This window comes from Chloroflexota bacterium, assembly GCA_013152435.1.
Taxonomy (GTDB): Bacteria; Chloroflexota; Anaerolineae; order DUEN01; family DUEN01; genus DUEN01.
On record JAADGJ010000085.1, the window covers coordinates 1 to 12,367 of the forward strand.

At 64.8% G+C, this 12,367-nt stretch carries 10 protein-coding genes and 3 tRNA genes; 1 reads left to right on the top strand and 12 read right to left on the bottom strand.

Annotation, left to right across the window (positions count from 1 at the left end):
* The 12 genes from GXP39_12535 to maf form a co-directional block, all read right to left on the bottom strand.
* A partial coding sequence (locus GXP39_12535; protein NOZ28864.1) for a hypothetical protein occupies positions 1-90 on the bottom strand: 90 nt, incomplete at its 3' end.
* A gap of 63 nt (positions 91-153) precedes the next feature.
* Positions 154-229 (bottom strand) — tRNA-Thr (locus tag GXP39_12540).
* A gap of 43 nt (positions 230-272) precedes the next feature.
* Positions 273-355: transfer RNA gene (locus GXP39_12545), tRNA-Tyr, on the bottom strand.
* A gap of 14 nt (positions 356-369) precedes the next feature.
* A tRNA-Thr gene (locus GXP39_12550) sits at positions 370-442 on the bottom strand.
* A 347-nt stretch (positions 443-789) separates the two neighbouring features.
* Positions 790-1,995, bottom strand: a complete 1,206-nt coding sequence (locus tag GXP39_12555) for a hypothetical protein (protein NOZ28865.1) — start codon at positions 1,993-1,995, stop codon at positions 790-792.
* A gap of 7 nt (positions 1,996-2,002) precedes the next feature.
* Positions 2,003-2,890, bottom strand: a complete 888-nt coding sequence (locus GXP39_12560) for a hypothetical protein (GenBank protein ID NOZ28866.1) — start codon at positions 2,888-2,890, stop codon at positions 2,003-2,005.
* A 528-nt stretch (positions 2,891-3,418) separates the two neighbouring features.
* Positions 3,419-4,225, bottom strand: coding sequence for an inositol monophosphatase (locus GXP39_12565; protein ID NOZ28867.1), 807 nt, complete (start codon positions 4,223-4,225; stop codon positions 3,419-3,421).
* Positions 4,226-4,243: 18 nt separating this feature from the next.
* Positions 4,244-5,131, bottom strand: coding sequence for a carbon-nitrogen hydrolase (locus GXP39_12570; GenBank protein ID NOZ28868.1), 888 nt, complete (start codon positions 5,129-5,131; stop codon positions 4,244-4,246).
* 174 nt (positions 5,132-5,305) lie between these two features.
* Positions 5,306-6,127, bottom strand: a complete 822-nt coding sequence (locus tag GXP39_12575; protein ID NOZ28869.1) for a hypothetical protein — start codon at positions 6,125-6,127, stop codon at positions 5,306-5,308.
* A gap of 212 nt (positions 6,128-6,339) precedes the next feature.
* Positions 6,340-7,086: a prolipoprotein diacylglyceryl transferase gene (locus tag GXP39_12580; protein ID NOZ28870.1), complete on the bottom strand. Its 747-nt coding sequence runs from the start codon at positions 7,084-7,086 to the stop codon at positions 6,340-6,342.
* Between the two features lie 76 nt (positions 7,087-7,162).
* Entirely contained in the window at positions 7,163-9,664 is a 2,502-nt protein-coding gene (locus GXP39_12585) for an NTP transferase domain-containing protein (protein ID NOZ28871.1), read from the bottom strand.
* Positions 9,665-9,877: 213 nt separating this feature from the next.
* Complete coding sequence (gene maf, locus GXP39_12590; protein NOZ28872.1) at positions 9,878-10,543, bottom strand: septum formation protein Maf; 666 nt, start codon at positions 10,541-10,543, stop codon at positions 9,878-9,880.
* 344 nt (positions 10,544-10,887) lie between these two features.
* Between maf and GXP39_12595 the strand changes: the two genes are divergently transcribed.
* Positions 10,888-12,096 carry a response regulator gene (locus GXP39_12595; GenBank protein NOZ28873.1) on the top strand — a complete coding sequence of 403 codons (1,209 nt, stop codon included), beginning with the start codon at positions 10,888-10,890 and terminating at the stop codon, positions 12,094-12,096.
* Positions 12,097-12,367 lie beyond the last annotated feature (271 nt).

The following is a 12,367-nucleotide window of genomic DNA, read 5'->3' on the forward strand; positions in this document are numbered from 1 at the left end:
CGCCGTCAGCGTCGTCTTCCCATGATCAATATGGCCAATCGTCCCCACATTCACGTGCGGCTTCGTCCGCTCAAATACCGGCTTGGCCATCAGATATACCTCCTCTAGCGTTATCCGGTCACCACAGGTGACTATATCGGGTCTTCCGCGTAATGGAGCCCACGATGGGACTTGAACCCATGACCACACCCTTACCAAGGGTGTGCTCTACCGCCTGAGCTACGTGGGCACACAAGGTTCAGGCCACTATGACGTGGCCTGAACTGAACGAGTGGGCAGGGAAGGATTCGAACCTCCGAAGGCGTCAGCCAGCTGATTTACAGTCAGCCCCCTTTGTCCACTTGGGTACCTGCCCATGCTTCTCACGAGAGCCGACGGCCGGAATCGAACCGGCAACCACCCGCTTACAAGGCGGGCGCTCTGCCGATTGAGCTACGTCGGCGCGCCCGCATTATACCTCATATTCCGGCCGTGGGTCAAACCTGCGGCTCTCATCCACAGCGATTAACAAGTATACGCTGACCGGTGCTCCGTGTCAAATATTCGCCCACCGGTGGTGCATCGCCTCCCGGCGAAGCCCGCTATGGGAAGCCGCAAGGGACACCTCCCCCTCGCAGCGCACGGCCACGCGCCCCCGCCGCGTCAGGTAGAACGATCCATGAATCGCCTGCTTTACGCCAGGAAGGACCAGAAAAATGGGGGTTTTACGGCGACACAGCAGGGCTGTACCACCGTAAAACCCCCATCAGAGCAACGGCCCTGCAGGGAGCCGAACGCACAAAGGGCGATTCAGGGATCCATCACGGCCGCAGGCGTGGGCTCCGGATGCTCACCGCCGGTGAGCGGAAGGACCTTGGTCGGCCCCACCACCACGATGCCGACCGGCTGTGACTCGGCCTTGGGGCGCCCCGCCTCATCCACCACCACCGCCCGGATGATATGCCGCCCGGGAGACAAGGGCTCCTCCGGGCGAGCCTTCCATCGCCCGCTCTCGTCCACGGCCGCCTCCGCGATGGGCCGCGTATCCGCGTAGATCCGCACGACGGCGCCGGGCTCCCCCGTCCCCGAGAGGGACGGGCGCGTCTCACGGGTTCTCGTCCCCGACGCCGGCAGCTCCAGGGAAGGGGCAGGGCTCGAAGAAACGGTGAAGAAGATCGACCGGGAGATCCCCAACAGGGTACCGTCCTCCGCCAGCGCTTCCGCCCAGATCAGATGATCTCCCGCCGGGAACTTGCCCGTCGTCTCCAGCCGCCACGCGCCATCCGCCTCAGCCACAGTCTGCCCGACCAGTCGCTGAATCTCATACACTCGGACGATCGCCCCGGCCGGCGCCACCCCCGTCACCTGGGGAACATCCTGCATCTTCTGCCCCGGCTGCGGCTCATCAATGCTGACGTGCATCCGCAGGCTCGGGCGGCGTGGCTCCACCCGAACGCCAGGCACGGTGGGCGTAGGAGGCACCGTGGGCGTCTCACCGCCCGCCTGCGGCGTCGGCGCCGACGTCGGCGTCGCCCCCTCTACCGCCGGGACGAACAGGGCGATCGGCTCCGACGCGACGACCTCCTCGCCGGCCTCATTCAGCCCCACCACCTTCAGTTCATGGGGGCCTTCCGTCCACACGCGCCCCACCTCGAGCCGCCAACGCCCCTGCTCGTCGCTCTGCGCCTCGCCGAGAACCGCGGGACCATCATAGACGCGAACCCGCTCACCGGGGGACGCGGTGCCCTCGATGATGATCGGGGCGCCGGCTTTGATCTCGTCCGGGCGGGGCGCGACGATCTGCGGAGCGCTCGGCGGGGTCACCGGTGGCGGCGATAGAGGACTGGTCCCCGGCGACACGGCGACAGGAGTAGAGGGCGTCGGCTCCACGACGGGCACCGGCGCAGGCCCGCGCAAGACCAGCACGATGGCCAGGATCACGGAAGATAATATCAACCCCACCAAACGCCACGCGTCCGGCCAGCGTTCCCAAACCGAGATCGGCTGATCGCTCATGCTCGCCCTACTCCTGTGCGGCCAACGTTCGGGCTTGTTCGATCCAACTGTTCACATCGATGTTCTGCCACTCTTTGGGCTGGATGATCGCTCGCAGTTGCTCCTCGCTCAGGGCGGCCAGATCCGCGAAGGAGTAGATGCCCGCGGCATAAAGCTTGCCAGCGTACACGCGGCCGATGCCCCGGATCTTCGTCAGGTCATCGCGAATCACCGACTCAACCGAAGGGGGCTCCTGAGCTTCAGGAGGCCGATCCGGCTTCGCGGGGGGCTCCTCCCGGGCCTGCGGTTCCTCCCGAGGCGCCTCCACCTCCTCCAGTCCCGCCCGCCGGCGCGCCTCGGCGATCCACTCGCCCACGTTCACCCCGGTCCAGGAGGGTCGCGCCCGGATCAGAGCGCGCACATCAGTCTCGTCCAGGCGGGCCAGATCCTCGTAGGTCAAGACGCCCGACTCCTTGAGGAGACGCGCGTAAGCAGGACCCAATCCCGGGATGCTGGCCAGATCATCCCCCTGCTCCACAGGCGAGGGCACCGACGGGACCTCTCGCTCGATGCCGGGTGTCTCGACCTCGGCCTCCGGCATCGTGACCTCGCTGGTGATCGTCTCCACGCCCAACGGCGGCACCATGCCCGGGGTCTCCTCAAAGCTGGGAAGCGGTGGGGGAGCTTCTTCCTCCCGCAACTCGGCCTCCAGCTCCTCCAGGCGAGTCTCCGCCGCACGCGCTCGCTCCTGCGCCTCGACCAGTCGGGCATCCTTCTCTCGCAGGACCTCCTCCAGCTCCATGACGCGAGCGTCCGTCCTCCGTTGGCGCAACCAGAGGTCAATCCCCCACTCCACAATCCAGCCGATGATAAAGCCGATCAGGATCAAAGCAAATGGGCTGAGGTTGCCCAGCATACCACTTCCCTCCCATGGTGCAGCGCCCAGGCGTATGCGGCGATCCATATCGATAACCCAAAGCGGGGCATATGTACGCGCGATTGCGGGCCCGCTGGCGGGATCATCATGGGTTTCCCCTCAACCATGCTCAGCTACCACGCCCCCATGTCCCACTGAATAAGACGCAGATGGTCACGCCAGCGGCCCTATGGCCTCCGCCGATCGACCTTCCTCCAACACGATGCCACTGAGGAGAAGGTAGACAGGAGAACCGGGAGAGAGACGAGCCCACAGATATGGAATGACAGGACCGATCCCATGCCCCCATTTCACCCGACCACCGGCGCCACATACAGCCGTTCTCACGCGAGGGCAAGAGGCCTTCCCCACCGAGGCTCGCCCGATCAGGGACAGATACAAGCCATGCCCATTATACGCTGCCCTGACGGAAGCTGTCAATAGCCAAACCCCGACGGAATGACTACGCGATAACACGCACTCCAGACGATTCCCGATCCCACCCGGCCGTCCATGATATGCGAATCCCTAGCCCGCCAACCCAATGTCGCGCCGCAGGCCCATGTATGTATCACGTAAAGCGCCCTGGAGCCGTCCATTGCTGGCCAGGCACGCCCGCACCACGGGCCCCAAGGCGGGCTCTTCCCAGGCCTCCGTCGCGCCCCCAGCCTCCTCCACCAGTAAGAACCCCGCCGCGATGTCCCAGATGCGCAATTCGGGGTTCATATAGGCGTCATACCACCCGGCCGCCACATAGCAGAGCCCCAACGCGGCCGCCCCCATGGAGCGGATGGCGATCACGTCCCAGGACAGACGATCGATCATCCCCGTCAGCACCCGTCGCCCGCGATCCCCTCGCGGCCAATCGTATCCCACGATCGCCTCGGCCAGACCCTCCGTCCGACTCACCCGCAGACGCCGCCCGTTTAACCAGGCTCCCTCGCCGCGGCGGGCGTGAAAGAGGTGATCCCGCACAGGATCATATACGACGCCGATAAAGGATTCCCCCCAATGCTGCAGCGCGATGCTCACGCAGTAGCTGGGCATTCCCCGAGCGTAGTTCGTGGTGCCATCTAATGGATCGATGATCCACTGCCACTCGGCCCCGCCGACCTCCCCGGCCTCCCCCTCCTCGGCCAGGATGGCATGATGCGGGAAGCGCTCACGCAGCCCTCGCACGATCACCCGTTGCGCGGCTAGGTCCGTCTCCGTCACCAGATCATGCCGCCCTTTCCAGGAGACGGGCAACGAGAAGGCAAGCGCCCCTCGTGCGATCCGCCCCGCCTCCCGCGCCAGGTGAACGGCCGTCTCCAACATCAGGCGGTCCATTTCCACGTCAGAAGCCGCCCCCTCCTAACCGGGCTTAGAACGGCTGAGGATGCGCTGCAGAACGCGCGCGGTCAACTCCGCCCGCTCATCGCGCAGCAGCGGAAGGCGAGACCGAACCCGCCGCAACTCCGCCAGATCCAGCTGGGCCGTGGCCAGGGACTCCTCGAAGTAAGGCGCCTTCCCCAGCAGCTCGCCAGCCGGTCCGACGCAGAACGATCCGCCCCAAAAGTTCACGCCGTCCTCGAAGCCCACCCGGTTGACGTGGACGACGAAGGAGGTGAACACGGCCGCGTACACCCGGTTCAGATCCTCCACAAAGCGCATGCTGCTCAGCCGGCCATCGCCCGGATCGCTCAGCCCCCGCCCCGGGCTCGACGAGACGTGGATCATCAGGTCGGCGCCATCCAGCCACAACAGGTAAGGCGGCGAGATGTGCCAGAAATCCTCGCAAATGAGCACGCCCACCCGGCCGAATCGCGTCTCAAAAGAGCCGATGTCCCTTCCAGCGGCCAGGTAACGCCCCTCATCAAACATGCTGTAAGTCGGCAGGTACAGCTTGCGATGCACATGCACGATATGCCCGGCGGAGAGATAGGCGGTCGCGACGAAGAACCGATACCGCTGATCCCGTTCGATGAACCCCACCACCAGGTCCATGTCGCGACTCTCCTCGGCCAGCCTCCCCAACACCGGATCGGCGGTATCCGCCGGCCGGGCCACCACCGGGACCAGGTCCTTCAAAAAATAGCCGGTGAGCGAGAGCTCGGGGAAGACCAGGAGATCAACCCCCAGATCGCGCGCCTGAGCGATGAACTCCAGGTGACGATCCAGGTTCGCATCCACGTCCCCCAGCCGCGGGCGAAGCTGTCCGAACCCAACGGTCACGTGTGGAGGTGTCGAATGAGCGCTCATGCCACCCATTATAATCGGCCCGGTGATTCTCCGCAAAGCCACGGTTGATCGGATCGTATACCCTGAGGAGATGTTTTCCGCGGAGAGGGGCTCCCCATAGACAGACGGCCCCCTGCACGCAGAGGGCCGTCCGTTCCTCAAGCGAAACCCCAACGGGAAACCGACCTCGGGGCCTCAGTCAGAGTACTTGATCTCCATCTCCACATCCGTGAAGGTGAGATGGTAGAAGAAGGCCAGGGGCGGCGGGAAGTTGTCCGTCATCCCGGGACCTGGAGCGTCGTGGAACACCAGATGGAACTCCAGGCGGTCGTTATCGACCACACCATTCGCCGGGGTGACCATGGGGTTGAAGATCCCCCCATCCACCGTGCGCACCGTCCCATCATCGCCGCGCACCCCCACGGTCGTCATAGTGTGGGCAAGCCAAAGCGGGGTGGGACCGTCGAACGGATTCTCAAAGGGCCTTCCGTTCAGGGTGACCTCGGCCGGCCCCCAGGTGGCGAGGTGGTTGAAAACCGTCGGCAGGACCGGGCCGCCGGCCGTGGTATCGCCATGCAGGTATACGTTGGTGGTGACCGGGTCTCCCGTCACGAACTCCGTGTCGGAGGCCGAGGGCCCCACCCTCAAGCCGGTCGGATGGGGCGGCGGGACGAAGAGCTTCTGGGTGAGCTTCCATTCCCCGTACTTATCGGTCCACTTCGCCTTGAGCTTTCCCGTGTTCGCAACGGGATCCACCTTGAGTTCCACGCGGCCCCGAATCGGCGTCACCCCATCGCCATCCCAGGCGAATGAATCCACGGGCTCGGCAGGTACGCCGTCCACATAGGCCACTACATCGCCGGTAACCTCCCGAACCAGGCGGGCGTTGGTGGCTTCGACCTCATAGATGAGTCGCTTGCTCCCCTTAGCCGTCGCATCGGAGGGCCCGGCCAGGGCGACGCCGGCGATCAGCGCGATCAACAAAGCGGATAGTGCCACATACGTACGGCCTCTCATGAGCTCTCTTCTCCTTAAACATCATTGCGGAAACGATGGGGGACCTCTTCTGGGACCAGGGAGCCGACCGGGGTCGCACTCCCATCCTTATCCACATAGACGACAAAGCCTTGGAATCCCTTACCCCTTACCATCGGATCCGCTGAGGAGAGAGAGCGACAGGCAGAGGCATCGCTTACCGCTGGGTTGACGTGGAGAACCCGGGGATCGGACTACCCCACCCGCCGGGCCCGAGCCCCCCACAAGATCAAAGAGAAGCCGATCAGCATGAGAAGAAGATCCGCCCACTGCGCGATGCGCCATCCCCACCATACCACCGTCTCGTCGCCGCGCAGGAACTGAATCCCCCAGTCGCCCAGACCGTACAACACAAAATAAACACCCAGCATTCCGCCCGGCCGTGGGACGCGCCCTCGCAGCGCCAGCAGCGCCCCCAGGACGATCAGGCTCAGCGCCACCCCGAACGCCTGCGTGGGCCATCGCCACGCGACCTGCCCGAAGATGTCGGGCCGATACACCAGGAGGGAGTTCCGCATCGGATCACCCGGAAGGCCGTAGGCGACGCCGGAAACCCACGCGCCCGCCCAGCCGAAGGCGCAGGCCAGTGCCAAAGGCGGGGCCAGGAGGTCCCCCAGCCGCAGCGCGTCCACCGCCCCCCGGCGCCACGCCCACCACGCCAGGGCGATCATCCCGCCCAGTATCCCCCCGTGGAAGGACAGGCCGGTCGCGTCCGGCCGCACGGCCTCCGACAGATGCTCCCGGAAGTAGGCCCAATTCGCCCATACATGCGCCGCCCGGGCCCCCACCACACCCACTGTGACCAGGAGCAAGAGGCGATCCAGATCCCGAACGGCCCTGGGCCGCAGACGCCAGGCCGTCCACCCCAGCCCCACGAGCGCCCCCAGCCACAGGAAGAGGCTATATCCCTGAATCGTCCAGCCGCCGATCCGCCAATACAACGGGCCACACCCCCTCATGGACAGAGAAAGGCGGGGCGCATGCACGCCCCGCCCGCGAGATCCTCGGGGAACGCCGTTACTCCTGCAATCCCTCCACGATGTGACGATACTTCTCCACAAGATCCTGAGCCTGCTGTTCGGAGGACGCCTCGGCGGTGATATGGAAGAGGGGCTGATCCGGATCTGGCCGCACGAGCACCCACTCCCGCTCGCTGAGGAAGATCTTGATGCCGTCCAGCCGCTCCGCCGTGACGTTCTTGTACTGCTCGTTGAGCAGGCGCATCACCGTGCCCTTCGCCTCCCACGGGCAGCTCACCCGGCCTTTGGCGATGTGGAAAGGCGGCAGCTCGTCCACCAGTTCCGACAGGCGAACTCGCTGTATGGCCAACATCTCCAACAGCTTCACCATCGCCATCAGCCCGTCGATGGCCGGCTGGAACCGCGGGAACGTGAAATTCCCAGAGCCATCCGCGGCCATCGCCACATCGCCGTTCGCGCACGCCGACATGAGGGCCTGTACGTCCACCTTGGTGCGGCACACGCGCCCCCCGTGAATCGCCGCGATCTGGTCGAAGACGCTGGAGAGATCCACGGGCACGGCGATGGTGGCACCCGGCTCCATCCGCAACGTCAGCTCCGCCACCGCCACCGCGACGACCTGGGGCTCCAGGACCCGTCCGCTGTCGTCGGCCACGAAGATCTTCTCCCCGCCGACGTCCAGGCGAACCCCCAGATCGGTCCCCAACGCCCCGGTGATGGTGGCCAGCTGGCGCAACTGCTCATCGAACTCCTCAGGCAGGAGCGCCATCCGGTTCGGATCCACCCGGGCGTTCAAGGGGATCACATCAACGGCGAGCCGGTCCAGAATCTCCGGCAGCACCTCGGAGTTGGGCGCGTGGGCATAGTCGACGACGACCCGAAGCCCCGCTGATCGGATCGCGTCGCTGTCGATCGCCGCCATAAACCCTTCAATGTAGCGCTCGACCGCGTCCGGCGCGTAGGCGATCAGCCCGATATCATCCATGTAGGCGCGGCGGAAGTCCTCCCGGAAGAAGACCCGCTCGATGTTGCGTTCCGCGTCCTTGCTCAGGTTGAGGCCATCGGCGGCAAAGAAGCGGATGTCCACCACGCGCTGATCGAACGGCGAGAGGCGGACGTGCACCCCGCCGGCCGCCTCGGACACGCGCGTGTAGTATCGGGCTACCGGGATGGGCAGGTTGCGCAGGTCCCAGACGTTGGCGCCGCCCGACGGCAGGCCGGAGATGATCGCCCGCTTCAGCATGCGCGGGCTCCGGTGCGGATCCCGATTGATGGTCACGTACGCGCCCTTGGGCAACGTCGCCGCGAACGCGGCCCCCAGTTTGGCCGCGAACTCCGGGGTCAGGTCCACGTTGACCACGCCGGTCACGCCGAAACGCCCGAAGAGCTGACGCCGACCTCGCGATCCCCAGATGATGCTGGACCGCACGGTCGCGCCCGGGTCGATCTCCTTGCTCGGCCAGAGCTTGACGTTGGGATGAATGACGGCGCCCTCGCCGATGATGTTGTTATCCCCGATGACCGCCCCTTCAAACACGACCGTTTTGGCCTTCAGGCTGCACTGGCGGCCGATGATCGCCCCCCGCAGCTCGGCGGCCTCGCCGATGTAGCAATTACGCCAGATGATCACCCGATCCAGATAGGCCCGATTATCCACCACGGTGTGGTCGCGAACCACGGCGGGGCCATGGATCACCACGCCCCCCTTGATCTTCACCTCATGCCCCAGATAGATCGGCCCATACAGGTGCGCGTCGGGGGCGATCTCCACGTTGTCCCCCACCCAGATATCGCCGCCGATGTGCTTGCCCAGCGGCTCCAGGTTCACCTTCCCAGACAAGAGATCGAAGGTGGCCCGCATGTACTCCTGCACGTTGCCGATATCACACCAATAGCCGGAGGCCACATAGCCATACAAGGGAGCGCCGCTCTCCAGAAGCTGCGGGAAGATGTCCTTGCTCCAGTCCACGGACTTGCCGGGCTCGATCATGTCCAGCACCTCCGGCTGGATCACATAGATGCCCGTGTTCACCGTGTCGGAGATCACCTCTCCCCAGCTGGGTTTCTCCTGAAACTGCGTGATCCGGCCGTCCGCGTCCGTGATGATCACGCCGTACTCCAGGGGATTTGGCACCCGGTACAGCGTCAACGTGGCGATCGCCCCGCGATCCTGATGAAAGGAGATGATCTCCTCCAGGTTGAAATCGGTCAGAGCGTCCCCGCTGATGATGAGGAACGGCTCATCGCGAGAGAGGAACACCTCGGCGTTCTTCACACTCCCCGCGGTGCCCAGAGGCATCTCCTCAACGGCGTACTCGATCTCCATCCCCAGGCTGTGACCGTTGCCGAAAAAATCCTGGATCATGTCGGCGAGGTACTGGACGGTCACCACCACCTCTGTGATGCCATGGCGCTTTAACAAATCGAGGATATGCGCCATCACCGGCTTATTGGCCACGGTCACCATCGGCTTAGGGCGACCAATGGTCAACGGACGCAGCCGGGACCCTTCGCCGCCGGCCATCACGACTGCCTTCATCGCCCACCTCCTGAGCTCATCGCGCACCTCGTGGCATAGGAATCTTCCACCCGAACACCTCTCCACAGCGAGAGGCTAATCCCCCTCTTTAAAAATGTGCCTGAAAACCCACCGACAGGTATCTGAGGATCTCCTCCTGTTCTGACTCTATCATATCACAAAAGCACATCACGAAACAAGGGGTTCCGCCATCGCAAGGCGGCGAGAGGCGGGCTATTCAGTCTCCCCTGCCTGGCAACAGCGCTCCCCTGTCACAGCGCGACACACCTCCGCCACATCTCGGGAGATCGCCCACCCCACCTGTTCGAGGAGCGCTGCCACATCCCCTAACGGAAACCCCATGATGCTCGCGTAACATCCCTCCCACCGGGCGACCGGACGGAATCCCGGGTGTTGGATCGCGTAAGCCCCCGCCTTATCCAGCGGATCCCCGCTCGCCACGTAGGCGGCGATCTCCTCATCGGTATATCCCCTCATCCAGACGCGGCTCCGGTTCAGTCGTTGCACCGCGCGATCCCTCCCCCGGCACACGGTGACGGCGGTGAGCACCTCATGCGCGCGGTCCCGCAGACGACGCAACATGTCCACCGCCCCCTCCGGCGTCTCCGGCTTCCCCAACACGACGCCATCGAGCACCACGATCGTATCCGCCCCGATGACCGTGGCCGTGGGGAACTCGCGAGCCACGGCGAGGGCCTTCTCCCGGCTGAGGCGACAGACCAACTCCTCAGGCGTCTCTCCAGCCCTCCCGGATTCATCGATATCGGTGGACACGCACTGGAACGTCAACCCCAGCGCCGCCAACAGCTCCCGGCGCCGAGGCGAGGCCGACGCCAGGATGAGCCCTCCCTGCTCACCTGATGAACGATCGTCGGGCATGACCCGCCCGCTCCCCCGCATTTTCGCCTTCGATCCCGCCACTTTTTCTCCCCTCCTGCATCGATCACGAAAGATAGGTCCTTTATCCTACCCTTTCCCCGCCGTTCCGCACGCCCAACGCCCCTCGCATATAGTACAATGTTAATCAGGATCATCATCTTTCACCGCTTCATCGCGGAGAGCGACGGCGCTTCCCGCCTTCATCTGGGATTTCGATGTTTATGGATGCGCACAGGCCCTATAACGGAGTACTTTGCTCTCCCCCGCGCCGCCGTGGAACCGCACGGCATCGGAAGGGCTGATTCCGGCATTCGCCGGAGGAACGAAGGAATGAGGTAGCCTTTATGGCACACACGATCCTCGTGGTGGATGACGAGCCAGATGTACAGAAGCTTCTGGCTTTGATTCTGACGAAAGCAGGATTTCAGGTAGCAACGGCCGACAACGGAGAAGAGGCCCTGGCACAGGCGGCCAGCGTGGCACCGGACCTTATCCTCCTCGATATCATGATGCCCGGCATGGACGGCTACGAGGTGCTCAAGCGCCTGCGCTCCGATCCCGTCCTGACCCACATCCCCGTCATCATCCTCTCGGCCAAAGGCAGCGTGCAGGATCGTGTCAAGGGCCTGCGCATGGGAGCCGACGACTACGTACCGAAGCCGGCCGATCCCATGGAGCTGGTCGCACGGGTCGAGGCCGTGCTGACACGGATGCAGAGGGCGGGCAGCGAGCCACGCGGCCGCGTCATCGCCTTCCTGGGCGCCAAAGGCGGCGTCGGCACCACCACCATCGCGATCAACGTAGGAGCGGCCATCGCCCAGTCTCAGCGGGTGGTCCTGGCCGAGCTGCGACGCGGCCTGGGGTCCGCCGCATCGCTCCTGGGCCTGCGCCCTCGCCACACCCTGGGCGATCTCATGGCCACATGCGGGACCCCGAGCGCCACCGATATCCAGAGCGCCCTGACCGCCCACGCCTGCGGGCTACGCCTGCTGGCAGCATCCCAAGACATCCCGGAGGTCACCACGGCTGACGAGGAGTTCCCCACGGCGCTGCTGGAACGGCTGATACACTCCGCCCAGTTCGTCCTGCTGGATCTGGCACCAGATGCCCTCTTCGTCCATCCCCTGTTGCCACGGGCGGAGACGGTCGTGCTCGTCACCGATACCGATCCGATCTCCATCCGCAATACGCGCACTCTGATCGATCTCGCCGAGCAACACGGCCTGGCTGGGGAACGGTGTCGCGTCGTGCTCGTCAACCGCACACCGGGCGTCGGCATGAGCATCACGGAGCTGGCCAACATCCTGGGGCATCCGGTGCAGGCGGCCATCCCCCACGCCAGCGACGCCTGCATCGCCAGCGCTCGCAAGGGGCTGCCCCTCATCATCCACCGCTCAGATCATCTGGCCAGCCTGACCCTGATCGAGCTGGCCGGCCGCCTGACCGGGATCGAATTCCAGGAGATCGGCAGCCTGCATACCCTTCCCGCCGGCCCCGGGCGGGCTCCTAAGGAAGCCACCGGGCTCTTCGCACGCGTGGGGCGCCCCGGCTAGACCCACACAACCCCGGGCTGCAGACGAATCGCGCAGATAGCTCGCCCCACATTCCTCGCGGCCATAGCCCACCTCCGGCCCATTCTCTGGACAGGCCCCTCCGGATCCTCCCACTGAAGGGCACAGGCCCTAAAGCCTCCTCGCCATGTTCCCGCTGAAAAGAATACACAGCCGCCGTCCCAGGGCTTTTTCAAAGTCAGTGATGGAAATCGGGGTGGTAGGAACACCCCGCGTGTCGCCCGACGCAAGACATTCCCCTGATCATCGACCG

Coding starts and splice junctions, on each gene's coding strand:
- GXP39_12555 (NOZ28865.1), bottom strand. CDS start 1,995: ATGAGCGATCAGCCGATCTCGGTTTGGGAACGCTGGCCGGACGCGTGG.
- GXP39_12560 (NOZ28866.1), bottom strand. CDS start 2,890: ATGCTGGGCAACCTCAGCCCATTTGCTTTGATCCTGATCGGCTTTATC.
- GXP39_12570 (NOZ28868.1), bottom strand. CDS start 5,131: ATGAGCGCTCATTCGACACCTCCACACGTGACCGTTGGGTTCGGACAG.
- GXP39_12575 (NOZ28869.1), bottom strand. CDS start 6,127: ATGAGAGGCCGTACGTATGTGGCACTATCCGCTTTGTTGATCGCGCTG.
- GXP39_12585 (NOZ28871.1), bottom strand. CDS start 9,664: ATGAAGGCAGTCGTGATGGCCGGCGGCGAAGGGTCCCGGCTGCGTCCG.
- maf (NOZ28872.1), bottom strand. CDS start 10,543: ATGCCCGACGATCGTTCATCAGGTGAGCAGGGAGGGCTCATCCTGGCG.
- GXP39_12595 (NOZ28873.1), top strand. CDS start 10,888: ATGGCACACACGATCCTCGTGGTGGATGACGAGCCAGATGTACAGAAG.